This is a genomic window from Streptomyces sp. NPDC050619 (genome assembly GCF_040654815.1).
GTDB lineage: Bacteria > Actinomycetota > Actinomycetes > Streptomycetales > Streptomycetaceae > Streptomyces.
This window is the reverse complement of record NZ_JBFAIR010000017.1, coordinates 25,449-48,279: the sequence shown is the minus strand read 5'-3', so window position 1 is coordinate 48,279 and position 22,831 is coordinate 25,449. Positions and strand designations below refer to the sequence as shown.

21 protein-coding genes and 1 pseudogene are annotated in these 22,831 nt (G+C 70.6%); 9 read left to right on the top strand and 13 right to left on the bottom strand.

Annotated elements, in window-relative coordinates:
* Positions 1–163 precede the first annotated feature (163 nt).
* Complete coding sequence (locus tag AB0I77_RS26785; protein ID WP_363285238.1) at positions 164–913, top strand: SLATT domain-containing protein; 750 nt, start codon at positions 164–166, stop codon at positions 911–913.
* A 125-nt stretch (positions 914–1,038) separates the two neighbouring features.
* Here AB0I77_RS26785 and AB0I77_RS26780 read toward each other — a convergent pair whose 3' ends face one another.
* The 5 genes from AB0I77_RS26780 to AB0I77_RS26760 form a co-directional block, all read right to left on the bottom strand.
* Positions 1,039–2,493, bottom strand: a complete 1,455-nt coding sequence (locus AB0I77_RS26780) for a M20/M25/M40 family metallo-hydrolase (RefSeq protein ID WP_363285237.1) — start codon at positions 2,491–2,493, stop codon at positions 1,039–1,041.
* Positions 2,494–2,611: 118 nt separating this feature from the next.
* Positions 2,612–4,195, bottom strand: coding sequence for a substrate-binding domain-containing protein (locus AB0I77_RS26775; protein ID WP_363285236.1), 1,584 nt, complete (start codon positions 4,193–4,195; stop codon positions 2,612–2,614).
* Between the two features lie 109 nt (positions 4,196–4,304).
* Entirely contained in the window at positions 4,305–6,281 is a 1,977-nt protein-coding gene (locus tag AB0I77_RS26770) for a serine/threonine-protein kinase (RefSeq protein ID WP_363285235.1), read from the bottom strand.
* Between the two features lie 89 nt (positions 6,282–6,370).
* A complete protein-coding gene (locus AB0I77_RS26765; RefSeq protein ID WP_363285234.1) occupies positions 6,371–6,832 on the bottom strand; it encodes a MarR family transcriptional regulator in 462 nt (153 codons plus the stop codon).
* A complete protein-coding gene (locus AB0I77_RS26760) occupies positions 6,829–7,437 on the bottom strand; it encodes a type 1 glutamine amidotransferase family protein (protein ID WP_363285233.1) in 609 nt (202 codons plus the stop codon). Before AB0I77_RS26760 ends, AB0I77_RS26765 begins: the two co-directional genes overlap by 4 nt.
* Positions 7,438–7,531: 94 nt before the next feature.
* On the opposite strand from AB0I77_RS26760, the gene AB0I77_RS26755 reads away from it, so the two are divergent.
* The gene (locus tag AB0I77_RS26755; protein WP_363285232.1) at positions 7,532–8,194 is read left to right on the top strand and encodes a DUF4956 domain-containing protein; all 663 of its coding nucleotides are present in this window, start codon (positions 7,532–7,534) and stop codon (positions 8,192–8,194) included.
* 56 nt (positions 8,195–8,250) lie between these two features.
* Positions 8,251–9,039 carry a VTC domain-containing protein gene (locus AB0I77_RS26750; RefSeq protein WP_363285377.1) on the top strand — a complete coding sequence of 263 codons (789 nt, stop codon included), beginning with the start codon at positions 8,251–8,253 and terminating at the stop codon, positions 9,037–9,039.
* A gap of 69 nt (positions 9,040–9,108) precedes the next feature.
* Here the strand turns inward: AB0I77_RS26750 and AB0I77_RS26745 are convergent, their stop codons facing one another.
* Positions 9,109–10,824 carry a HAMP domain-containing sensor histidine kinase gene (locus tag AB0I77_RS26745; protein WP_363285231.1) on the bottom strand — a complete coding sequence of 572 codons (1,716 nt, stop codon included), beginning with the start codon at positions 10,822–10,824 and terminating at the stop codon, positions 9,109–9,111.
* A complete protein-coding gene (locus tag AB0I77_RS26740) occupies positions 10,824–11,654 on the bottom strand; it encodes a response regulator transcription factor (protein ID WP_363285230.1) in 831 nt (276 codons plus the stop codon). The genes AB0I77_RS26745 and AB0I77_RS26740 overlap by 1 nt, the downstream gene beginning before the upstream one ends.
* A 129-nt stretch (positions 11,655–11,783) precedes the next feature.
* On the opposite strand from AB0I77_RS26740, the gene AB0I77_RS26735 reads away from it, so the two are divergent.
* The 4 genes from AB0I77_RS26735 to AB0I77_RS26720 all read left to right on the top strand — a co-directional run bounded on the left by AB0I77_RS26735 (position 11,784) and on the right by AB0I77_RS26720 (position 15,460).
* Complete coding sequence (locus AB0I77_RS26735; RefSeq protein ID WP_363285229.1) at positions 11,784–12,299, top strand: hypothetical protein; 516 nt, start codon at positions 11,784–11,786, stop codon at positions 12,297–12,299.
* Positions 12,300–12,421: 122 nt separating this feature from the next.
* Complete coding sequence (locus AB0I77_RS26730) at positions 12,422–13,777, top strand: aspartate aminotransferase family protein (protein WP_363285228.1); 1,356 nt, start codon at positions 12,422–12,424, stop codon at positions 13,775–13,777.
* A 178-nt stretch (positions 13,778–13,955) separates the two neighbouring features.
* Entirely contained in the window at positions 13,956–14,657 is a 702-nt protein-coding gene (locus AB0I77_RS26725; protein ID WP_363285227.1) for a GntR family transcriptional regulator, read from the top strand.
* Positions 14,658–14,809: 152 nt separating this feature from the next.
* Complete coding sequence (locus tag AB0I77_RS26720; protein ID WP_363285226.1) at positions 14,810–15,460, top strand: hypothetical protein; 651 nt, start codon at positions 14,810–14,812, stop codon at positions 15,458–15,460.
* Positions 15,461–15,520: 60 nt separating this feature from the next.
* Here the strand turns inward: AB0I77_RS26720 and AB0I77_RS26715 are convergent, their stop codons facing one another.
* The 4 genes from AB0I77_RS26715 to hisC all read right to left on the bottom strand — a co-directional run bounded on the left by AB0I77_RS26715 (position 15,521) and on the right by hisC (position 19,588).
* Positions 15,521–15,814: a hypothetical protein gene (locus AB0I77_RS26715; protein WP_363285225.1), complete on the bottom strand. Its 294-nt coding sequence runs from the start codon at positions 15,812–15,814 to the stop codon at positions 15,521–15,523.
* A gap of 78 nt (positions 15,815–15,892) precedes the next feature.
* Positions 15,893–17,701: a 5'-nucleotidase C-terminal domain-containing protein gene (locus AB0I77_RS26710; RefSeq protein WP_363285224.1), complete on the bottom strand. Its 1,809-nt coding sequence runs from the start codon at positions 17,699–17,701 to the stop codon at positions 15,893–15,895.
* A 139-nt stretch (positions 17,702–17,840) separates the two neighbouring features.
* On the bottom strand, positions 17,841–18,419 hold the full coding sequence (locus tag AB0I77_RS26705) for a YitT family protein (protein ID WP_363285223.1): 579 nt from the start codon (positions 18,417–18,419) through the stop codon (positions 17,841–17,843).
* A 47-nt stretch (positions 18,420–18,466) separates the two neighbouring features.
* The gene (gene hisC / locus AB0I77_RS26700; RefSeq protein ID WP_363285222.1) at positions 18,467–19,588 is read right to left on the bottom strand and encodes a histidinol-phosphate transaminase; all 1,122 of its coding nucleotides are present in this window, start codon (positions 19,586–19,588) and stop codon (positions 18,467–18,469) included.
* Between the two features lie 101 nt (positions 19,589–19,689).
* Here hisC and AB0I77_RS26695 point away from each other — a divergent pair, with 101 nt between their 5' ends.
* Entirely contained in the window at positions 19,690–20,166 is a 477-nt protein-coding gene (locus tag AB0I77_RS26695; protein WP_363285221.1) for an Lrp/AsnC family transcriptional regulator, read from the top strand.
* A gap of 119 nt (positions 20,167–20,285) precedes the next feature.
* Here AB0I77_RS26695 and AB0I77_RS26690 read toward each other — a convergent pair whose 3' ends face one another.
* A complete protein-coding gene (locus AB0I77_RS26690) occupies positions 20,286–20,726 on the bottom strand; it encodes a MerR family transcriptional regulator (protein WP_363285220.1) in 441 nt (146 codons plus the stop codon).
* Between the two features lie 59 nt (positions 20,727–20,785).
* Between AB0I77_RS26690 and AB0I77_RS26685 the strand changes: the two genes are divergently transcribed.
* Positions 20,786–21,706, top strand: a complete 921-nt coding sequence (locus AB0I77_RS26685) for an NAD(P)-binding domain-containing protein (protein WP_363285219.1) — start codon at positions 20,786–20,788, stop codon at positions 21,704–21,706.
* Positions 21,707–21,754: 48 nt separating this feature from the next.
* Here AB0I77_RS26685 and AB0I77_RS26680 read toward each other — a convergent pair.
* A pseudogene (locus AB0I77_RS26680) lies at positions 21,755–22,510 on the bottom strand (DUF6879 family protein).
* Positions 22,511–22,831 lie beyond the last annotated feature (321 nt).

Here is a 22,831-nt window from a genome sequence, read left to right as displayed (position 1 = left end):
TCCAGCACTCTTTCGAGTGAGTCGGCCGGAGATTCTGTACCTGATCAAGGGCCTCTTCCGGGCGGAAAAGAGACGAAAGCTACGTCTTGGACAGCCATGGGGCAGTAGGAAGAGGAGGGTCGGTAGGTCGTGGTCAGTAGGTCATGGTCAGTAGGGAGTGCGGGTGGGTCAGCCGGAGATGCAGCCCGAGGGTCCGCCTCAGGACGGGCGGGGCGAGGGGGCGGCCGGGCTGCGGCCGGGCGATCTGACCGGGCGGGCGTTCCCGCTCGGCGACTGGGGCGAGCCCGCCGTACGACTGGACGAGCTGTACCGGTGGGTGGAGAGCGGGGCGCTGGAGACGGCCGCCTGGTACCTCGCCGACCGGGTCGGGAAGCGGCGGGCGGCGCGGGCGCTGCGCGCGGGTGCGGCCGGCGGGGCGGTGGCCGGGGCCGCGCTGCCCCTGCTGGACATGACCGGCGTGCTGGGCGGGGTCGCGCCCTGGGGATATCTGGCGCTGCTGCTGGCGGCGGCGTGCGTGGCCGGGGACCGGTACTTCGGGGTGACGTCCGGGTGGATAAGGGACGTGGCCACGGCTCAGGCCGTGCAGCGCAGGCTCCAGGCGCTTCAGTTCGACTGGGCGTCGGAGAGTGTGCGGGAGGTGCTGGGGCCTGCGGAGGGGACGGCGGGGGAGGCTGCCGAGCGGTGTCTCGGGGTGCTGCGGAGGTTCTCGGAGGATGTGACCGAGTTGGTGCGGGGGGAGACGGCGGAGTGGATGGTGGAGTTTCGGACGGGGGCGGCGCCGTTGGGGATTCAGTCGGCGGGGGGTGTGGGGGGTCGTCAGGAGTCGGGGGGTGGCGGGGGAAGGTTTTCGGTGCCGCCGGGGGGTGGGGCTCGGCCCAATATGCCTCGGCAGCGGCCGCCTGAGCCTCGGTGAGGGGGGTGTGGACGGGTTTCTTTCGCCCCCCGCCGCCCCTACCCTTCCCGTCCCTGGGGGCTGCGCCCCCAGACCCCCGCTGTCGGCCCGAAGGGCCTCGTCCTCAAACGCCGGACGGGCTGAAATCACGCTTGCGGGGACGGGAACGCCACCGGGCTCCGGAGTCCCGCTCGGTTCACCGCCCTCACTCCGAAGAACACGTTGTCCTTCGACAGGTCGGCCTCGTGTGACGTGACGTCTCCCGCCCGGATCACGTGGGTCCACTCCGGGGACGTCGTCTCGCGCCAGACGATCTCGTAGCCGGTCAGGTCCGGTTCCGTGCCGCGGGTCCAGATCAGTTGGGTGGAGTTCGTGAGGGTGGAGGTCACGATCTTGGCGCCGCGAGGTGTGCCGGGGGCCTGGGAGAGGGTCCACAGTGATGCCGCGTTCACTCGGGCCACTCGCGCGATGAAGTCGTAGTCGCAGAACTCCGGTAGGTCGCCGTACTGCTTGCCCGACTCGTCGACGCGTACGTCCTGGTGCTGGTGGGCGAAGTCCTCGGCGGGTTCGGTGAAGCGGGCGGCCGGGTAGCCGCGTTCCAGGAACGGGATGTGGTCGCCGCCCCGGCGGTAGCGGTCGCGGCGGTAGACGACGCGGACGTGCATGCCCGTCGCGTCGTTGTCGGCCACGTCCCGGACGAAGCGGGCCAGCTGGCGGGTCGCCGAGTCGTTCTCACCGCCCACCGAGCGGCGGATCTCGGCCTGTTCGGGGGTTTCGGAGGAGGGGACGCCGTCCGCGAACAGGCGGATGCGGTACGGGTCGCGCGTGCCGTCGTCCGCCGTCGGGCTGCCGATGATGTCGTTGGTGAACATGCCCTGCACGTCCGCCCCGGCGGCCTTCAATTCCTGCGCCATGTGCGCCGATCCGTACAGGCCCTGCTCCTCCCCCGCCACCGCCGCGAACACGATCGTCGACGCGGGGCGACGCTTCGCCATCACTCTGGCCAGTTCCAGTACGACGGCCACGCCGGAGGCGTCGTCGTCCGCGCCCGGTGCGTCGGACGTGGCGTCCATGACGTCCGTGACCCGGGAGTCGTAGTGGCCCGACACGACGTAGATCCGCTCCGGGGTGACCGAGCCGCGCAGTGTCGCGATCACGTTCGTGATCCTCGTCGCCGTCGGGATGCGGGACGCCGGCTCCTGGACGTACGACTGGAGTTCCGCCGTCATCCGGCCGCCGGAGTCGGCGGCGTAGGAGCGGAGTTCGGCGAGGAGCCAGTCGCGGGCTGCGCCGATGCCGCGCTTGGGGTCGTCCTGGGCGGAGAGGGTGTGGCGGGTGCCGAAGGAGACGAGCTTGCGGACGGTCGCCTCGATGCGGTCCGCGTCTATCTCGCGGAGGAGGGCGCGGAGTTCGCGGGTGGGGGGTTGGGCGGTGGAGGGCGTGGGTGAGCTGGTGTTGGGTTGGGCGGTGGGGGGCGTGGGTGAGCTGGTGCCGGATGGTGCGGCTTCGTCCTCGCATGCCGCACCCAGCGCCGTCGCGCTTGCCGCGCCCGCCGCGGCCGTCGCGGTCAGGAGCGTCCTTCTGGTGGGGCTGGGACTCATGCGTGCGTCCTCATGCGTGCGTCCTCCCGTGGCTGTCGATGCGGCCGGCCGACCCATCAACGAATGCTCGTGGACACGACAGCAGCGGGCAAGGGGGCGTCTCGGGGCCGGACAGGCCCTAATCCCCTGCATCCCCTGAATCCCCTGCCAGTCCTCCGCTGGTCCCCGCGCAGAGTTTCAGGCCCTCCGGTGTCGAGCACGGGATGTGGCCGTGGGTGCGGATCACGTCCTGGCCGTTTCCGCGGGCGAGGTAGGTCAGGAAGCTGGAGGCCAGGGAGTCGGCCGGGGGCTGGCCGTAGGTGTAGGCGTACTCGATCTCGCGGTACGGGTAGGCGCTCGTGCCGTGTTCGATGGCGTCCACGGAGGGGGTGTGGCCGTCGAGGCGGAGGAGGTGGAGGCCCTTGGAGCGGGTGGCCTCGTTGAGTTCGCTGTAGCCGATCGCGCCGGGGAGTTCGGCGACCGTCGCCAGGACCTGGTCCGTGGAGTCGAGTTCGCAGCGCAGGACGGGGGCCGTCGGATCGTCCTTGTGGACGCAGTCGACCGACGAGTTGGCGATTTCGCCGCGCCCCAGCACCCGGCGCTGGAACACCTGTCTCGTGCCCGAGTTGGCGTCCCGGCTGACCAGGTGCACGGCGAGGTCGGGGCCGCCCAGCTCCCGCCAGTTCCTGATCTCGCCGCGGTACAGGCGTCGTACGTCCTGCGCCGACAGGTTGGTCAGCGGGATGTCGTCGTTGACGACCAGCGCGAAGACCGACACCGCCACCCGGTTCTCGCGCAGCTGGGGCAGACCGGTCGGCTTGGGGCCGTCCGACAGGGCGACGAGCGGCGGCGAACCCTGCGTCCCCTTGGCCTTGCGCTCCGCGCCCGCCGCCTCCAACTCCCGTATCCCCGCCGTCGATCCGTGCGGATCCACCTCGATGGACGCGCCCTCGCAGTCACCCTCGTACTTCTGCGCCACCTCGCGCAGCGCCCGCGCGAACGCCGTCGAACCGGTGAGGGTCAGGGAGCCGCTCGCGCAGCCGATCGGGGGGCGGGAGTCGTCGCGGGTGACGACGATCGTGGCGAGCGTGAGCACGGACGCCGTGAGCATGATGGTGATCATCCGGGCCGCGCGGCTGAACAGGGGCGGCTTCTCGTCCGGGGTCGCGCTGCGGTTGGGGTGGACCTCGCCGTCCCGGATGCCGCCGCTGAGCCGTATCTCGCTGCCGATGTCGCCGCCGGACAGCAGCACGAGCAGTTTGAAATGGTCGCCGCGGTTGAGCGGGACGCGGGGGACGCGCAGGGTATTGCCGTCGTAGCCGAAGCCCCTGGCGGCGGTGAAGTGGTCCATCAGGTGGTCGGTGTCGGACGGCTGGGTGACCGAGACGCCGCGGATGGTGCGGTCGCTGAACACCGCGGTCAGGCCGTGCGCTTCGGGGCTCGTGTAGTCGTCGCGGTCGATGCCCTGCGAGCCGTCGTTCTCCACGCGGAGCAGGACGAGGGTCGCGTCCGTCATGTCCGGGGCCTCGTCGAAGAGGCCCAGGCGTACGTTGGCCCGGCCGAGGCGTACGTCGTCGCCTATCGGGTTGTCCATCTGGACGCGGTAGCCGATGCGTTTGCGGCGCGGCGTCCGGCGTTCGTACCAGACCATCACGCCGGACGCGGCGATACCGAGGACCGCGGTACACACGGCCACGACGTTCTCTGCGCTCAGCCACTCCACCCTGGGTGCCCCCGCAACTCCCCGAGCCGGATCTATGGAGTCACCGTACGTCTGTGCGAGGGCGTATTCCGGGTTGGTCGGCGGGAGTTCGCCTTACGTTCAACCTCGACTATGACCGGGTGTAGGTCAGCGTCTCGCCGGTGCTGGTGTTGGCGCGCTGGAGCGACCCGTCCGGCAGCAGGTTGATCTGGCTGGCGGCGCCCGGGGTGCAGGAGGCGCGCGGCTCGCCGGTCGTGACCGTGGAGGGGCCGATCCGCAACGGGCCGTCCCCACTGGGCGCTTCGACCAGGTCGGCCACGAACACGCAGTGGTAGGTGCCGTTTCCGGCGGGACCGTCCGCGACGAGGGAGAGCACTCTGTCGCCCGCCTCGCCCTGCTTGAGGGTCAGTTCGCGGGTGTGGTGGCCGTCGGCGTTGTCGATCGCGGTGGTCCAGGTGCCGAGGTAGTCGGCCGGGATCGCGCCGTCGGCGGGAGCGGAGGTGGTCGGCGAGGAGGGGGAGGGGGTGGAGGACGGTGGGTCGGGCGTGGTCGGGCCGGGGGCCGCCGGTGCGCCGGTGGCCGCGGAGGGGGTGGGGGAGCCGTCGGCCTGGTCGTCGCCGCCGCCGTTCATCAGGGCGTAGACCGAGCCACCGGCGGCGAGCGCGACGACCAGGGCGATCACGACTAGTACGGCGGTGGAGCGGGCGTTTGTTCGGGAGGTCGACGGGGTGCTCGTGTTGTACGGAGGTGTGGGGTCGTACGGCGGGGTCGCGGACCAGGCGGGAGGTTGTTGCGGGTAGCCGTAGCCGTAGCCGGGCGCGGAGGGGTGGGGTTGCTGGGGATGCTGCTGGGGGTAGCCGTACGCGGGATGGACCGGGGCCGCGGGCGGGGTGGTCGGAGGGGGCGTCGGGCCGTCGCCCTGGCCGGTGACCATCGTGGGGAGGTGGTCCACGGGGGCGTCGGCACCGGGCTGAGCGGGCGGTGGCGGTGGCGGGGCCAGCGACGGGTAAGGGTCCGGGGCGGGGTTCGATGAGGCGTTCGGTGAGGCGTTCGGTGAGGAGTCGTCCGACGCGGCGGCGTGTTCCGGAGCGGCTTCCGGAAGGGGGACCACAGCCGTGTCCGAGGATGAGGACGAGGACGACGGGGACGAGGAGGAGGACGGGGACAGCCCCTCCGCACTCCCCGGACTCTCCGTGTCCAGCAACCGCACCGCGTGCCGCCCGAGTTGGGCCACCAGCGCGCTCGGCAGCCACGGCTCGTGGGTCCGCCCGTCGGAGACCGTGTCCTGAGCCCCCGTACGCTCCAGGATCGCGTCGAGCGTCGGGCGGGCGGCCGGGTCCTTGCGCAGGCAGTGGCGCACGAGGTCGGCGATGCCCTCCGGTACGCCTGTCAGGTCCGGGTCCTCCTGCGCGATGCGGAACATCACGGCGGGCGCACCGCTGTCGGCCGTGCCGAAGGGGAGTCTGCCGGTGGCGGCGTAGGCCAGCACCGAGCCCAGGCAGAAGACGTCGCACGCGGGGGTGATCCGATCCCCCCGCACCTGCTCGGGCGCCATGAAGCCCGGCGAGCCGATGAGCGCGCCAGTCCCGGTCAGACCCCCGCCCCCGTCCGGCACCGTCTCCAGGGCGCGAGCGATGCCGAAGTCGATGACCCGGGGGCCGTCGATGGTCACCAGCACGTTGGACGGCTTGAGGTCGCGGTGGACGATCCCGGCGGCGTGGACGTCCTTCAGGGCGTGCGCGAGGCCGGCCGCGAGGATGCGTACCGAGCGTTCCGGCAGGGCCCCGTGGTCATGGCCGACGACCTGCTGGAGGCTGGGCCCGGCGACGTACCCGGTGGCCAGCCACGGCACCGCGGCCTCGGTGTCCGCGTCCAGCACCGGCGCCGTCCAGTACCCGCCGACCTGCCGCGCGGCCCGCACCTCCTGCCGGAACCGCGCCCGGAACTCGTCGCGCGCGGCCAGCTCTTCCCGTACGAGCTTGACGGCGACCGTACGTCCCCGGTCCGACCGGGCCAGATAGACCTGCCCCATCCCGCCGGCGCCGAGCCGCGCGAGCAGCCGGTACGAGCCGATCTGCGGGGGATCCCCCGGGCCCAGTTCTTCCATCGTCGCGCGCCGCCTTCCCCCACCGTCCCGTCAGCAAAGCCCGAGGCCGAGGATAGTGCGGGGCACACGCCGCGGGGATTCGCGCTCGTCTACGGTTCCGTAACAGGCGAGCCCAGCTGTTCGAGCACCTTGGACAGCCGTTCCAGCACCCGTACGGCGTCGGCGAGTTCGGCGTCGTCGCCGTACGCCTGAGCCAGTCGGTCGGCGAAGGCCGCGTGCCCCGGGCCGATCCGGGACACGGCCGCCCGCCCCTCCTCCGTCGGCGCCAGCAGCTTGGCGCGCCGGTGGGCGGGGTTGGGCCGGTACTCGGCCAGCCCCCGCTCCACGAGCAGATCGGCGACGCGCTGCACGCTCTGGCGCGTGATGCCCATCGCGCGGGCGATGCCCGCGACGGACAGCGGCTCGCCGAGGACCGCGCCCAGCACCTGCCACCAGGCGGCGGTGAGTCCGGCCGGTCGCGCCAACTCCTCGGAGACGGCCAGGAATTGGCCGTTCAGCCGGAAGACGCCGAGCGCGCTGCGGCTCAGCAGGTCCTGTCGCTCCCGGCTCACCGCCCCGTCCCCGCCTTCTCCAGTACGGCGTACGCCTCGACGTCGGAGTCGTGGAACAGGCGGTACCAGGCGTCCAGTACCTCACCCTCGTAGACCGAGAGGAGACCGAGGATCTCCCGCGCGAAGGCGACGGGCTCGGTGGGACCCGCGGTGATCAGTCCCCGGTCGCGCACGGCGTCCGCGTCGACGTACCGCTCGCCGCCGCCGTATCCGGTCGCGGCCAGGTAGAAGGAGACCGCGCTGGTGTGGTCGCGGTCGTCGAGCAGGCCCTCGCGGGCGAGTCCGGCGGTGGCTCCGCAGATCGCGGCGACGGGGACGCCTGCGGCGAGGAAGGCGCGGGCCTTGCGGGCGAAGGGGGCGAGATCGTCGGAAGTGTCCCAGAGGTCGGCGCCCGGGAGGATCAGCAGGGAGCTGTCCTCGGGGTGTACGTCGTCCAGGGCCAGGTCGGGCTGGATGCGGAGCCCGCCGATGGATCGCACCGGCTCGAGGGTCGGGCCGACCGTCCGGATCTCGTACCCGGCGCGGGCGAGATGGGCCGTCGCGTGACCTGTCTCCCAGTCGGCGAGCGTGTCGTATACGGCGTGATGCACGGTAAGTCTGTTCATGTAAGTATGCTGTCACCATGGCAGTATGCTGTCAAGTGGTCGTTAACCCGTGAGAGGGGGTCCGCTTAACCTCCCGTTCCCTAGCGTCGTCGGCATGGACAGCACAGAGAACCTCGGACAGATCGCCACCCACCTGGGCCTCGATCTCCTGGCCGTGACGCTGCTGACGTTCGGCGTCTTCTACCCGCGGCACCGCAGGCGGGAGCTGGTACCCGCGTATCTCGCCCTGAACGTCGCCCTGTTCGCGGTCGTCGCCGCGCTCGGCAGCGTGGGCGGCAACGGCGGGCTCACGCTCGGCTTCGGCCTCTTCGGGGTGCTGTCGATCGTCCGGCTCCGGTCGGACGCCTTGCAGCACCAGGAGGTCGCGTACTACTTCATCACCCTGGTTCTGGGGCTGCTGTGCGGGCTTCCCGGGCTGGACCTCACGGTCGCCGCGGGACTGGCGGGCGTCCTGCTGCTCATCATGTACGCCGCCGACCACCCGCGGCTCTACGCACGGGACCGGCGCACCGTCGTCACCCTCGACGTGGTCCACCGCGACGAGCGCGACCTGCGCGCCGACCTGTGGCGGCGGCTCGGGGAGCCGCTGGGGTGGACGGTGCGGGAGATAGACCACGTGCGGGACCTGATGGTGCTGGAGGTCCGCTACCGGGCGCCGCGGCGTGACGGGGCGCCGGTCAACGCCGTAGCACCGCGCACCTCTGCCCGGCTCGCCCCGGCCGCACCCGCCGCGCCCGCCGCCAGGGAGAACGTGTGACTGCGCCCGCGCCCGCGCCCGTGAGCAGCTGGAGCGCACCGGCCGTCCATGCCGCCGTGCATGCCGTCGGGCGGGCCGCGTCCGCCGCTCATCCCCTCTCCCTGGCCGAGCTCAACGCCCGCGCGGAGCTGCTGGCCCGCCACGACAACAGCTACCTCGTGCCCGTCACCGTCTTCGAGGACTTCGCCGCCCGGCTGACCGATCCGCGGCGCCCGGCAGGTGTGGGAGGCCCCTTCCGGGCGCTCTCCATCGACGGGCTGCGCCGCTTCCGGTACCACTCCGTGTACTACGACACCCCCGGCCTGCGCACCTTCCACGACCACCGCCAGGGGCGCCGGCTGCGCTTCCGGGTCCGGGAGCGGGTCTACGAGGACAGCGGGGAGCGGCAGTTCGAGATCAAGCTCAAGAGCGGGCGCGGCGAGACGGTCAAGTACCGGCAGCGCATGGCCGGGAGCGACCATCCGCTGGACGGGCCCCGGCGGGAGTTCCTGGCCGACGTGCTGCGGAGGTCGTACGGCATCGAGGCCCCGCACGGCCTGGTGCCCGCGCTGGTGACCGACTACCGGCGGGTGACGTTCGTCGCCGACGGGCAGCGGGTGACGTGCGACGCCGGGCTGGTCGTCCGGGAGCCCGCCACGGGACGCGAGGCCTTCGCCGACGGCGGCCTCGTGATGGTCGAGACGAAGACGAAGGGGCACCTGACGGAGGCGGACCGCATGCTGAACCGCTACGGCCTGCGCCCCGCCGACTTCACCAAGTACAGCGCCGGTACGGCCGCCCTGCGCCCGGAGCTGGGGGCGAACCTGTGGGTGAGGGCGGTGCGGGCGGTGTTTCCGCGCGGGTGAGCAGGGGGGCGTGGGCAGGAGGCGTTACGCAGGGGCGTTACGTAGGGGGCGTTACGTAGGGCCAGGGCCCTACGCAGAGGCCGGGAACGTCAGTGTCACCCGTGCCCCCGGCGCGCTCTCCGCCTCGAACCGGCCGCCCGCCTCCTCCGCCGTGCGGCGGGCGATGTCCAGGCCCAGACCGGTGGAACCCGCGCCGCTGCTGCCGCGCTCGGCGGTGTGCGCGCCCGGGAAGCCCGGGCCCTCGTCCGCGACGGACAGTTCCGCCCCGGTGGCCGTCGCCCGCGCCTCGACCCGGAAGGCCGTGCCCTGCGGGGTGTGGTCGAGGACGTTGCCGATCAGCGCGTCGAGCGCGGCGGCGAGTTCGTCCTCGGGTACGGCGACGGGGAGTTCGTTGACCGGGGTGTCGACGTCGACGGCACGCCCCTGGTCCTCCGCCAACGGCAGCCAGAACCCGGCCCGTTCCCGGGCGACGGCGGCCAGGTCGGTGCTGGGCGCCGCCTCCCGCAAGGGCCGCCGCGCCCTTCGGATCACCTCGTCGACCCCGCGTTCCAGCGCGGCCACGCCGGAGGCGATGCGCTCCGCCTCTGCGGTGTCGCGGAGGGTCTCGGCGTCCAGCCGGAGGGCGGCGACGGGGGTGCGCAGCCGGTGCGCCAGGTCGGCCGCGTTCTCGCGTTCGGCGGTGAGGAGCTCGTCGATGCGGGCGCCGAGCCGGTTCAGCTGCCCGGCGATCAGCCGCAACTCCGCGGGCCCGGCGGGCTCGGCCCGCGCCTCCAGATCCCCGGCGGCCAGCCGGTCCGCGGTCCGGGCCAGTGAGCGGGTCGCACCGACGAGCCGTGCGCCCAGCCGGTCGGCGAGCAGCAGCCCGAGCAGGACGAGTCCGACACCGATACCGGCGAGCACGAACCATGACGTGAGCACACCGTCGTACAACTGGCCTCTGCTGAGCGCCGCTTGGACAACCGCCGTGCCGTCGGCGGCCCCGTGCACCGGCACGAGCACGACCCGCCCACCGTCCGGCGGCTCGTAGGTGAAGGCCCGCCCGGTACGAGCAAGCCGCACCGCGTCCGTCACACGGGCCGGGGCACCGATGACGGTGCCATCGGCCAGGAGCAGCGAGACCCTCGGCAAGCCGGGACCGTTGACGCCGCGCAGTATCTGCTCCGCGTCTTCCCGTCCGGTGGCCTGACCGGTGGGCTCGGTCGCGGTCGTGGTCCCGGTCGCCTGACCGGTGGGCACGGTCGCGGTCGTGGTTCCGGTCGCCTGACCGGTGGGCACGGTCGTGGTCCCGGGGCCGGTGGCGGTCGTGGTTCCGGCCGTGGTCCCGGTCCCGGCCGCAGTCCCGGTCGCGGACCTGGCCGCAGTCCCGGTCGCGGACCTGGCCGCAGTTCCGGTCCCAGCCGTGGTCACGGTCCGAGCCGTGGTCACGAACCCGGTCCCGCACCCGGCCGCAGTCCCGTTCCCGGACCCGGCCGCAGTCCCGGTCGCGGACCCGATCCCGGCCGCAGTCACGGTCGCCGCCCGGGACCCGGCTGTGGTCGCAGACCCGTTCCCGGCCGTGGGCGCAGACCCGTTCCCGGCCCTGGTCGCAGAGCCGGCTGCGGTCCCAGCCACGGGCGCCGCCAGGCCGGGGCCGGTGGCGGCCGCCACCCACTGCGCCCGCGCGGTCGCCTCCGCGGTGGCCCGGTCGGCGGCATGGGTGCGCGTGAGCAGCGTCAGGGGCACCAGCAGCGCGGTCAGCACGAGCGCGGTGGTGGCACCGGTGAGCAGCAGCAGCCGGCGCCGCACTAGCCGCCGCCCGCCTCGGGTCCAGGCTCGGCCTCGGATCCGGGCTCAGCCTCAGGTCGGCGCTCGCCCCCAGGCCCGCGCCCCACCTCAGACCCACGCCCCACCTCAGACGCACCCCCAGAGCCACCCCCAGCCTCAGACCCACCCCCCACCTCAGGCGCCGCCAATTTCACCCCCACCGTGCGGACCGTGTGCAGATAGCGCGGTGCCTGTGCCGTCTCCCCCAGTTTCCTTCTCAGCCACGACAGATGGACGTCGACCGTCTTGTCCGCGCCGCCCAGCGGCTGCTGCCACACCTCGGCGAGGAGTTCGCGTCGGGACACCACCTGTCCCGGGCGGCGGGCGAGATGGGCGAGCAGGTCGAACTCGCGTGGGGTGAGGTCCAGGGCCCTGTCGTCCAGGGTGACCTCGCGGGCCGCCGGGTCCACGGTGAGGCCGCCCACCCTCAGCGGTTCCGCCGCCTCGGGCGTGCCCAGGCGGCGCAGTACCGCCTTGATCCGGGCGTCCAACTGCGCCGCGCCGAACGGCTTCACGATGTAGTCGTCCGCCCCCTGCTCCAGCAGCGCGACCATCTCCGGTTCCTCGTCGCGCGCGGTGGCAACGATCACCGGTACGTCGCTCACCGCCCGCAGCATCCGCAGCACCTGGCCGCCGTCCACGTCCGGCAGCCCCAGGTCCAGCACGATCAGGTCGGGCGGGCTGGTCACCGCCGCGTCGAGTCCGGCCATGCCGCTGGGCGCCGTCGCGACGGCGTGACCTTTCTCTCTCAGGGCACGCACCAGGGCGGCGCGCAGCGCCGGATCGTCCTCCACGACCAGTAGATGTGCCATGTGGACACCGTAGTCAGGGAGTTGGCGCTGCGGACCGGTGGGCGGGCGCCGGGCCCCGTCCTTGTACGTGGCTTAACCGGACGTTAGGAAAGAGTGCGGGAGGCTTGTGCTTGTACTCAGGAGGTGGCGATGAGGTGGCGGAGCGCGGTGGTGACCGCCGCGTGGGTGGCGGTCGGCACGGGCGCGGGCGGGCTCGGCGCGTGGCAGCTGGCGAGCGCCGACGCCGACGTGGGTGCGCACGGACGTGCGCTGGACGACGCGGCGGTGCGGCGGGCCCTGGCATCGGCCCCTGAGACCGAGACCTCGAGCGCGACGCCTTCGCCCTCCGAATCCCCCGGATCCCCCGGATCGCCTGGCTCCCCCGAATCCCTCTCTCCTTCCCCCTCCGGCTCCCCCCGGAGTGAATCCGTCCGCTTCACCGGCGGCAGCGCCGTCGTCGAGTGCCGCTCCGACGGAAATGTGTACCTCGTCTCCTGGAGCCCGTCCGACGGGTACGGATTCGACGACGACGTCCTGCGCGGACCGGCCCCCGCGGCCCGTCTGGAGGCCGAGCCGAGCGCCGACGACGCGGACGACCTCACGTACGAGATCACGTGCACGAAGGACGGAGCCAGGGCCGTCCGCGTCGCCGACCCCGACGACTGATGACCGACAGGCGCTGAGGCGGGCGGACAGGCGCTGACGCGCGACACACTGTCGCGGAAACCCCCCGTCCACAGACAGGACGCCGATACCGCTTCCGCATCGCGGACATTTACGCTCACTCCATGACCCCTCAGCCCAGCCCTCAGGCCGGCGCCGCCGTGAAGGCCGCGGACCGTGCGCACGTGTTCCACTCCTGGTCCGCGCAGGAGCTCATCGACCCGCTCGCCGTCGCCGGCGCGGAGGGGTCGTACTTCTGGGACTACGACGGCCGGAGGTACCTCGACTTCTCCAGCGGGCTCGTCTTCACCAACATCGGCTACCAGCACCCGAAGGTCGTCGCCGCGATCCAGGAGCAGGCCGCGAGCATGACGACGTTCGCGCCCGCGTTCGCGATCGAGGCGCGGTCGGAGGCTGCGCGGCTGATCGCCGAGCGGACGCCCGGCGACCTGGACAAGATCTTCTTCACCAATGCCGGGGCCGACGCCGTGGAGCACGCCGTGCGGATGGCGCGGCTGCACACGGGCCGTACGAAGGTGCTGTCGGCGTACCGCTCGTACCACGGCGGCACGCAGCAGGCGGTCAACCTCACCGGTGACCCGCGCCGCTGGGCCTCCGACGGTGCCGCGGCCGGTGTCGTGCACTTCTGGGCGCCCTTCCTGTACCGCTCCCGCTTCTACGCTCAGACCGAGGAGCAGGAGTGCGCGCGGGCCCTGGAGCACCTGGAGACGACGATCGCCTTCGAGGGGCCGGCGACGATCGCCGCGATCATCCTGGAGACGATCCCGGGGACGGCCGGGATCATGGTCCCGCCGCCGGGCTATCTCGCGGGCGTCCGTGAGATCTGCGACAAGTACGGCATCGTCTTCATCCTGGACGAGGTCATGGCCGGGTTCGGGCGGACCGGCGAGTGGTTCGCGGCCGACCTGTTCGACGTCGTACCGGACCTGATGACCTTCGCGAAGGGCGTGAACTCCGGGTATGTGCCGCTCGGCGGTGTCGCGATCTCCGGGGCCGTCGCGGAGACCTTCGCCAAGCGGCCGTACCCGGGCGGACTGACGTACTCGGGCCATCCGCTGGCGTGCGCGGCGGCCGTCGCGACGATCAACGTGATGGCCGAGGAGGGCGTGGTCGAGAACGCGGCCCGGCTCGGGGCGGACGTCGTCGGGCCGGCGCTGCGGGAGCTGGCCGAGCGGCATCCGTCGGTGGGCGAGGTGCGCGGCGTCGGCATGTTCTGGGCCGTCGAGCTGGTCAGGAACCGGGAGACCCGGGAGCCGCTCGTGCCGTACAACGCGGCCGGGGAGGCGAACGCGCCGATGGCCGCGGTCGGGGCCGCCGCGAAGCAGCAGGGACTGTGGCCGTTCATCAACATGAACCGGACCCATGTCGTGCCGCCGTGCAACGTGAGCGAGGCGGAGCTCAAGGAAGGGCTCGCGGCGCTGGACGCGGCGCTCTCGGTCGCGGACCAGTACACCGCGTAGTACACGGGAGTTACGAGGTTCGTAGTGCACGGAGGGTTACTGGATTCGGCACAGGGAGTAAACGCCGGATACCCGGGCGTAAGTACCAAGTATCGGGGCGACTCGAACGCGTAAGGTGGCGTGCTCGTAGACATATACGTGCACGCCAGCCCGACGCGACGAGGGAGACGCACCGACCATGCCCGCCAGTAGCGGCAACCTCGCGGTGACTCGCAGCACCCTGCGGCAGCAGATCGCCGACGCGCTTCGCGACGAGGTGCTGGCCGGCCGGCTACAGGCGGGGCAGGAGTTCACGGTGAAGGAGATCGCCGAGCAGTACGGCGTCTCGGCGACACCGGTGCGCGAGGCGCTGGTCGACCTCTCCGCACAGGGGCTCCTCGAAGCCGACCAGCACCGCGGCTTCGCGGTGCACAAGTACTCGGCCGCCGACTTCCGGGGCATGATCGAGGCCCGCAACCTGGTCACCGACGGGATGTTCCAGTCGCTCGACGACCGCCACCGGGACCACCGGTCTCTTGACGACCCCCGCACCGCGGCCGCCATCGCGGGCGTGCGCCGCCGGGGCGAGGAGGCGCAGCGCGCCGCCGCCGCCGGGGACCTCACCATCCTGATCGGCTACGACCTGCGCTTCTGGCGCGAGCTGGGCAATCTGTTCGGCAACCCCTACCTCTCCGACTTCCTGCACCGGCTGCGCGTCCAGACCTGGGTGTGCACGGTGCAGCACCTGCGCCGCATGACCGACCTGCGCGGTCGCCTGTGGTCCGGGCACACCGAGCTGGTGGACGCCCTCGCCCGCCGCGACATGACGGCGGCCCGGTCGGTCGTCGCCGCGCACAACGCCCACGCCCTCGCCCTGATCGAACGGCTCGCCGCCGGGTGAGCGGGGCGGGCTCGGGTAGGGGAACCGCAGGAGGCGAGGGGCGGGCCCCATATGGGTCCCGCACGACTGCAGCGCACCCGGCGCCGCACCGATTACCCTTCCTTGACCACCCTGTGACCACCGCGCACTGCGAGTGACCGAGGAGCTGACCTTTGGCCTGTGACCTGTGGCTGGTGCCGCTTGTGGACGTGTTGTGCCACACCCCGGACAACCCCTTCGCCGAGGAACTCGCGCAATACAACAAGGTGCTCGCCGAGGCCGGGCTGCCGCCGGTGCCGGTGTACCAGTACATGCCGGGACTGTCCGGCGACGTGGCCCCCGTGGCCGGCTTCGACTACGACGCGCTGCACTTCCTGCGCCGGGCCTACCTCCTCCAGGTCTGCGGGCTGCCGGTGACGCCGGTGGACGCACTGGGCGGCGACTACGAGCAGTTGCTGGAGATGTTCGAGGCGACGGCCCAGCAGTCGCACCTGGTCTGGCACTACGACCACGCGGGCGCGTACGTCCCCGTGGACTTCCCGCACCCCCTCGCCAACGACGAACTCCTGGCGGGTGGCGGCCCGTTGGGCTCGTCGCAAACGCTGCTGCGGGAGCTGGAAGTCGTGGCTCAGACCATCGGCATCGACCCGGCCAACCCCCCGGCGGCCCCCCAACCCCCGCTCACCCCCACGGAGTTGGAGGAGCCGGCGGTACCCGCTCCCTACGACCCCAGCCCCTTCGCCCGCGAGCGCCATGTGTGGCTCGGGCTGCACGCGGCGGCGACGCGGAGCCTGGCGCAGGGATCGATGATCGTCTTCAGCTGAGCCCTTCGTCTGAGCCCTTCAGCTGAGCCCTTCAGCTGAGCCACAGGGCTCCGCCGACGGTCAGCGACCCACCTGGGACAGGCCCTTCTGCACGTCCTCGAGGTTCATGATCGGGGTGTAGGAGATCTTGGCACCCAGGTTGAGGAAGAACGGCTCGCTGATCGCCGGCATCTGGGAGACGTCCTTCAGGTCGAAGACCAGGAAGGCGGTGCGATTGCCGTTGTCGGCGGTGAAGTAGGCCGCTTCGGGCTTGATCTGTTCCACCGACTCCTGGATCAGTTTCCCGAGGGTGCCGTTCCGGATGGCATCGTTCGCCTTCTCCGTGTCCAGGTTCGCCTTGAGCAGTACGCGCATCGCACTCACCTCTCGTCAGTACCCGATTTCCCAGGATATGACGATATGCGGCTTTTCTCTCTGTCTGATCGGGGCAGCTCAGAACACAGGCGTACCGTCCTGCGTCAGCCGCCAGTTGGTGACCGCGAAGTCGGCCGGGTCCAGGGTCTTCTTCTCCGTCACGTAGTCGATCATCAGCTGGCGGATCTCGTTGGTGGAGCTGTACGCGATGTCCGCCGCGGCGATGTGCGGGTAGCCGGAGCCCCCGTTGGCGCGGTAGTTGTTGACGGCGACGACGAAGACCTGGTCGTCGGTGACGGCGGTGCCGTCGTAGGTGAGGTTCTTGATCCGCGAGCCCTCCGCCTGGGCGACGTCGATCTCGTACGCGACGCCCGCGGCAGTGTCGTACATGTAGTCCCAGAAGCTGTTGGCGTTGGTGAGGGTGGCGGTGTCGACCTTCGTGCCGCTCGGCACCTGGTGGTAGTACTTCGCCGCGTACTCCAGGTAGTCCTTGAGCTGGGCACCGGTGAGCTTCTTGCCGTAGAGGGTGTTGTCGTAGATGTAGAGCCCGGCGATGTCCCTGATGGTCACGTCGCCGGCCGGGATGTCGGCGGTGCGGCTGAAGGGCGCGGCGACCGAGATGAGCGGCAGGGCGGCGTCCGCGCTCGACAGCCCGGCGGCGACCGCCTTCATCTGCACCTCGTGGATGAAGTCCATGATGGGGACGTCCTTCCAGCAGGAGTCCGCCGCCGGGAGGTCCTCGGTGCAGGTGCCGACGGGTGTGTTGACGTACTTGACCACCAACTCGTGGTCAGCCTGGAGGAGTTGGGTGATCTCGGTGTCCTCCTCCACGGCCTTGGGATCGAGGGTCTGGGCCGCCTTGCTCGTCACCTCCCACCGGCCGTGGCGCAGTTCGACCTCGAAGTCGAAGACGGTCAGGCGGTAGCCCCAGCAGTACGGCTCGGAGAGCAGGACGTCCTCGCCGGTCTCCGCGTTCTTGACGGTGTACGAGGACACCTCGACGTGTGTGTGGCCGACCAGGATCGCGTCGATGCCGGGGACCTGCTCGGCGACGAGGTTGGAGGCGTTCTCGACGTACGGGAGCGCGTCGCCGTAGGAGGTGGAGCCGTCGAGTCCGGAGTGGTCGGTGAGGAAGACGACGTCGCAGCCGAGGGCGCGCAGTCGGGGCACGTACTTCTTCGCCTGCTCGACGAGGCCCGGGAACACCATCTTCCCGCTGACGTTGTCCTTGTCCCACAGGGCGATGCCGGGGTTGGTGAGGCCGAGAATGCCGACCTTGATGTCGGGGGCGCCGGGGACGCGGATCCGCTTCACGGTGTACGGCTGGAAGGCGGGCCGGAGTGTCTTCGCGTCGAGCGCGTTGGCGCCGAGCAGCGGGAAACGGCACTGGCTCTCGAACTTCCGCAGCACGTCGATGCCGTAGTTGAACTCGTGGTTGCCGAGGGCGGCGGCGTCGTAGCGCATGTGGTTCATGGCGACGGCCATCGGGTGCTGGGGGGCGTCCTCTCCTGTGATGGGCTCCACGCGCGCGTAGTAGTACGCCAGTGACGTCCCCTGGATGATGTCGCCCGCGTCGACGAGCAGCACGTGCTCCTCGCCCTTGGCCTCGCGCTGCTGCTTGACGAGCGTGGCGACCCGCGCGACGCCGACCGAGTTGCCCTTGCTGTCCTGGTAGGCGGCGTCGGTGTAGTAGTCCCAGTCGAAGACGTGGCTGTGCAGGTCGGTGGTGCCGAGGATGGAGAACGACCAGGTGCGGGGGGTGTGTTGGGGCGCGCGGTCCTCCGCTGCCTGCGCGGGGACCGCGGCGGCCCCCACGACTGCTACGGCCGCACCGGTGACGGCCGACTTCTGCACGAACTCACGGCGGTTCATGGGACTGACGGGCATGGGGTCTCCTGGGTGGAGGGAGCGCGGAGGTGTGGAGTGGTGCCGTGCGGGGGCTACACGCGTAGATGGTGGCCGCGCTTCCTCGTGGCGAGAACCAGGGGCAGGCCATGAGCGGGTCAACAAAGGGAAATGAGGACAGCTATGTCCCGGTATAGCGTCCTGGCCGGTGGTTGAAGGCGAGGACGATGTTGAGGACGACGGCGCCCGCGGCCGAAAGCAGAACCTTGGGAGGGGAGACGACCGTGAGGGATACGGCCACGACGATGACGTCGAGGATCATCTGGACGTATCCGGCACGCAGGCCCATGCGTTCTTGCACGATCAGGGCGAAGATGTTGAAGCCGCCCAGACTGGACCCGTGCCGAAAGAGGACGAGGAGTCCCATGCCGGCGAGCAGATTGCCGGCGAGCCCGGCGTAAACCGGGTCGATGTCGATCTGGGCGATCTCTGTCGGGTGGAGAGAGGCCATCAGGGAGAAGATGCCGACCGAAAGCCCGGTGCGGATCACGAAGTTCCACCCCTTCTTCGAGACGGCGAGTACGAAGAAGGGCAGGTTGACGGCGAGGAAGATCAGCCCGAACGGCAGATCGATCGTGTAGCTGAGCAGGAGTGCGAGGCCGGCGGTGCCGCCCGTGACCGTCCCGCTGACCTGGACGAGGAAGAGTCCGAGGGATGCGATGAAGGTGCCGGTGAGGATCGCCAGGAGGTCCTCAGCCACGCCATGCTTCGTTGACTCGATGGCCGGGGTGGTCGCGAGGTTGCCGGTCACTGCTCGTCTCCGGCGCTGTTCAGTTCCGCGCTGTTTACGCTGTTCAGCTCGGCGAGCACGCGGATGACGCGGTCGTTCGCGAAGGAGTCGGCGATCGTGATCCGGACTCCGTCGCCGGCGTATCCACGGACCAGGATGTCGGCCGCGGCGAACGCTTTGACGATTCCCTCCCGGCGATCGTCGGCGGCCCGGATCCAGACGAAGTTCGCCTGCGAGTCGGGCACGTCCCAACCGGCGCCGCGGGCACGGGAGATGACGCGATCGCGCTCGGAAGTGACCGAGGCGACCCGGTCGCGCATCTCCGACTCGGCGTCGAGGGACGCGACCGCGGCCTGCTGGGCCAGGTCGCTCACGGCGAAGGGAATCACGGTCTTCCGCAGTGTGTCGGCAATCCGGGGCCTTGCGATCGCGTAGCCGACGCGGAGCCCGGCGAGGCCGTGCGCCTTCGAGAAGGTGCGCAGAACACACACGTTTGGATGGTTTCGATAGGCGCCGATCGCGTCGACGGCGGCCGGGTCGGTGCCGTACTCGAAGTAGGCCTCGTCGATCACGACGAGTACCTGCGGGGGAACGGTGGCGAGGAAGCGCTCCACCGCAGCGCCGGTGATCGGCACTCCGGTGGGGTTGTTGGGGGTGCACAGGAGGACGATGCGCGTGCGGTCGGTCATCGCGGCGGCCATCGCCTCCAAGTCGTGTCCTTCGTCGGGGCCGAGCGGCACCGGGACCGGGCGTGCTCCGGCGAGGGTCACGAGAAGGGGATACGCCTCGAACGAGCGCCATGCGAAGACGACCTCGTCGCCTGGATCGCACAACGAGACGATGATCTGCTGCAGTACGCCGACGCTGCCCGGCCCGATCGCGACCTCACCCGCCGTCACCCCGAGGTGCTCCGCGATGCGCTCGCGGAGCACGACCGCGCCACTGTCGGGGTATCGGTTGAGCCGCGCCGCGGAGTGCGCGACGACATCGAGCACGGACGGGAGCGGCGCGTAGTGGCTCTCATTGGAGGCGAGCGACGCGATCATCTCGGACTGGGCCCGTTGTCCAGCGACGTAGGACGGCAGCACAGACACGGTGCGGCGGGGCATGGGCGCCGTGGACACGGCTGGGTTGGTCATGGCGACGATGATCGAAGGGCAGGGAACGGATTTACAAGCTCTTCCCCTCAGGGTGGGATGGACGCACAACGGCACGGGGAATTCAGGGCAGAATGACAAGCATGAAGTCGATCGACCCGCTCGATGCCCGGATCCTACTGGCTCTCGACGATGACCCCGGCTCGACGATCCTTCAGCTGGCGAAGGTCCTCGGGGTGTCCCGCAACACCGTGCACGCACGTCTTCAGCGGATGGATCGAGCCAGTCTCCTGCTCGGCTTCAGCCAGCGCGTGTCGCCGGCATCCCTGGGCTACACCCTCGTCGCGTTCGTGTCCCTCGAGATCAGCCAGAGCGAGGGGGCCGGCGCGATGAGCCTGCTGGAGAACATCCCGGAGGTCGTCGAGGTCCACGCGACCACCGGCGAGGCCGACCTGCTCACCAAGGTCGTAGCACGGGATACCGCGGATCTGCACCGCATCACCACCGCCATGCTCAGCATCGAGGGGGTGGTCCGCTCGAGCACGGCCGTGTCACTTTCGGAGGTGATGCCCAACCGGACCCGCGCCCTGCTCGAGTCACTCGCAGGCAGCGGCTCCTGAACGCGGCACCACTCGCCGTTCTGTAGCCCGTTGTTCGCCTGGGCGGGGCGGAGCCCCGGGTCCCCTTGTCCCGTTCCGGCCGCTCCGTACGGTCACGGCCGGAACGAGTGCGGCACGCATCACGTGATGCCGCGCGACAACGAATCGGCGTCATCGGGCCGCCTTGCGGCACCGGCCGCGTAGCAGGCCTCCGGATCGTCGGTCCCGGTCGGCGCCGCGGCGGCGATGACGGCGTCCAGCGTGTCGCGTGCGGCCAGCAGGCCGGCCACGGCCTCGTTGATGCGTTCACGTTCCCGGTTCAGGTCGGGCAGCATGCCGGCACAGGCTGGCGCCAGGATCTGCCCGTCGTCGACCATGCAGGGCAGCAGTTCGGCGATGGTGGCGGTGTTGAGACCGGCGCCGAGCAGTATGCGGATGCCCCGGACAGTGGCTATGTCCTCTTCCGTGAACTCGCGGTACCCGCTTGGCCGCCGCGACGGCTTGAGCAGCCCTTGCTCCTCGTAGTAGCGCAGCAGGCGTTGGCTGACCCCGGTCCGCCGGGAGAACTCCCCCATGCGCATGTGACGACCACCACGTTCGGTTGACTCTCACATCGGTGTGAGACATCAGTCTATTCCGCATGACGAACCAGCAATCGGTAAGCCCGCAGCACGCGCCCGTTACCGTCATCGGCCTCGGTCCCATGGGCCTCGCCCTCGCCGGGACACTTTGGGACCACGGCCACCCCACGACCGTCTGGAACCGCACCCCCGAGAAGGCCAACAGCCTCGTCGCCAAGGGCGCTCACCGTGCGGGGACCGTCGCCGAAGCGGTGTCCGCGAGCCCTGTCACGATCATGTGTCTCAAGGACTACGAGACCATGTACGAGGTCTTCGACTCCGCTGGTGACGCCTTGAATGGCCGCTTACTGGTGAACCTCAACTCCGGTACCCCGAAGGAGGCACACGCGGCGGTCAGCTGGGCGACCGAGCGCGGCGCCTCGTACCTGGACGGCGCGATCATGGTGCCGCCGCCGCTGGTCGGACACCCCGAATCCGTCTTCCTCTACAGCGGTTCGCAGGACGTCTTCGACGAGCACCGGGCGACGCTGGCGAGCATGGGCGATCCCCGGTACCTCGGTTCCGAGCCCGGTCTGGCGGTGCTGTACAACACCGCGCTGCTGGAGATGATGTACGCCACCATGAACGGCTATCTGCACGCCACCGCCATGGTCGGCTCGGCCGGGGTCTCGGCGGTGGAGTTCGCCGAACTGGCCGTCGACTGGTTCATGCCCGCAGTTCTGGGCCCGATGCTCGCCCAGGAGGCTCCCGACCTGGACAAGGGCAACTACCCGGGCGATCTCGGCACCTTGGAGATGAACCTGAACGCGCTGGAGCACATCACCCGCACCTCCGAGGAGCAGGGCGTGCACACCGACCAGCCGCGGCTGATGCAGGAGATCGCCTCGCGGGCGATAGCGGACGGCCACGGCGGCAAGAACTACCTGGCCGTGTTCGAAGTCTTCAAGAAGGCGACTCTGAAGGCGACACAGGCTCCGTGATTCTCCGGCGCGTCCCCGACAGGGCGAACGTTGCCTGATACGGCACCACTAGCCCTTCGTGCCCAGCTGCGTCGCGAACTCCTCGTACGGGATGGACGCGTGTACCGCGGCATCCCGCACCTGGCAGTACCGCAGCACCTCGGCGGGCTCCGTGATGAGCTCGACGTCATGGAAGGCATCCGCCTCGTCGAAGCGGAGGACAGCGACCAGCCGACTGTCGAAGATCCAGAAATCCGTGGCGGGAAGGTGCACCCGTTCGGCATCCGCACGCCACAGATTCCGCACGTCCTCACCCGTGGCAGCGTTGCACCGCGCATAGCTGAGCAGGAACAACTGCCCTTCGGCCGGCGGGTCGTCGACGACACGAACGCGCCCCACGTACTTGCCGTCAGACGTCTGCTCGCGGATGTTCGCGCACCAGTCGCTGTCGAGGTCGCACGGGGCCGTGCCGGTGGCGAGGAACTCCCCGTACGCCGGGTCTTCGCGGTCGGAGGCGTAGCCGCGCCGCGTCTCCAGGTGCCAGGCAGAGTGCTCGAACGTCTCGAAGAGCCGGCCGAACTCCTCCAAGTCGATCAGCTTGGGCACGCGCTCCATCTCCTTGGGGCCGTGGTTGACGAGCAATTCACGGGGGACGGCCACGGCGGCGTCCTCCGGGCCGAAGTGCTGGAGTTGGGCCAGTTCTTGGGGGTCGGTGAGCGGCTTCCCCTCCTGGACGATGATCTAACCGCTGTCGAGGTCCTCGTGAGCGGCAGGGCATCCGCCGTTCTTGCTGTCGGTGCCGTTGAAGCGCAGCCGTCGTGCCATACATATCGGTTCCGTGTCCCGTGTTCCGCGTCCCGTTCCGGCCGATCCGTACGGTCACGGCCGGAACGAGTGCGGCAGCACTGGACGCCCGGCGAAGGCTACTCGTCGCGGGTAACGCGGGCGTGGTCGGTCACGACCCGGCGGAAGAGGTCATGGCCGGTACAGCCGGTGTGGCGCAGAGCCCAATCCTGGGCGGCTTCCTGGGTGTCGCGAGGGCCGGATCCCTCCGCACATCCGGGCGCCGCGCAGTGCACCGCATAGATCGCGCCGCGCTCCGGGACGTGGCGGATGGTATGCGAAACGTAGCGGTAGACGGCACGG

Coding starts and splice junctions, on each gene's coding strand:
- AB0I77_RS26735 (WP_363285229.1), top strand. CDS start 11,784: ATGAGGTGGCGGAGCGCGGTGGTGACCGCCGCGTGGGTGGCGGTCGGC.
- AB0I77_RS26685 (WP_363285219.1), top strand. CDS start 20,786: ATGACGAACCAGCAATCGGTAAGCCCGCAGCACGCGCCCGTTACCGTC.
- AB0I77_RS26770 (WP_363285235.1), bottom strand. CDS start 6,281: ATGGAAGAACTGGGCCCGGGGGATCCCCCGCAGATCGGCTCGTACCGG.
- AB0I77_RS26740 (WP_363285230.1), bottom strand. CDS start 11,654: ATGGCACATCTACTGGTCGTGGAGGACGATCCGGCGCTGCGCGCCGCC.
- AB0I77_RS26710 (WP_363285224.1), bottom strand. CDS start 17,701: ATGCCCGTCAGTCCCATGAACCGCCGTGAGTTCGTGCAGAAGTCGGCC.
- AB0I77_RS26730 (WP_363285228.1), top strand. CDS start 12,422: ATGACCCCTCAGCCCAGCCCTCAGGCCGGCGCCGCCGTGAAGGCCGCG.
- AB0I77_RS26695 (WP_363285221.1), top strand. CDS start 19,690: ATGAAGTCGATCGACCCGCTCGATGCCCGGATCCTACTGGCTCTCGAC.
- AB0I77_RS26780 (WP_363285237.1), bottom strand. CDS start 2,493: ATGAGTCCCAGCCCCACCAGAAGGACGCTCCTGACCGCGACGGCCGCG.
- AB0I77_RS26760 (WP_363285233.1), bottom strand. CDS start 7,437: ATGAACAGACTTACCGTGCATCACGCCGTATACGACACGCTCGCCGAC.
- AB0I77_RS26690 (WP_363285220.1), bottom strand. CDS start 20,726: ATGCGCATGGGGGAGTTCTCCCGGCGGACCGGGGTCAGCCAACGCCTG.
- AB0I77_RS26755 (WP_363285232.1), top strand. CDS start 7,532: ATGGACAGCACAGAGAACCTCGGACAGATCGCCACCCACCTGGGCCTC.
- hisC (WP_363285222.1), bottom strand. CDS start 19,588: ATGACCAACCCAGCCGTGTCCACGGCGCCCATGCCCCGCCGCACCGTG.
- AB0I77_RS26725 (WP_363285227.1), top strand. CDS start 13,956: ATGCCCGCCAGTAGCGGCAACCTCGCGGTGACTCGCAGCACCCTGCGG.
- AB0I77_RS26715 (WP_363285225.1), bottom strand. CDS start 15,814: ATGCGCGTACTGCTCAAGGCGAACCTGGACACGGAGAAGGCGAACGAT.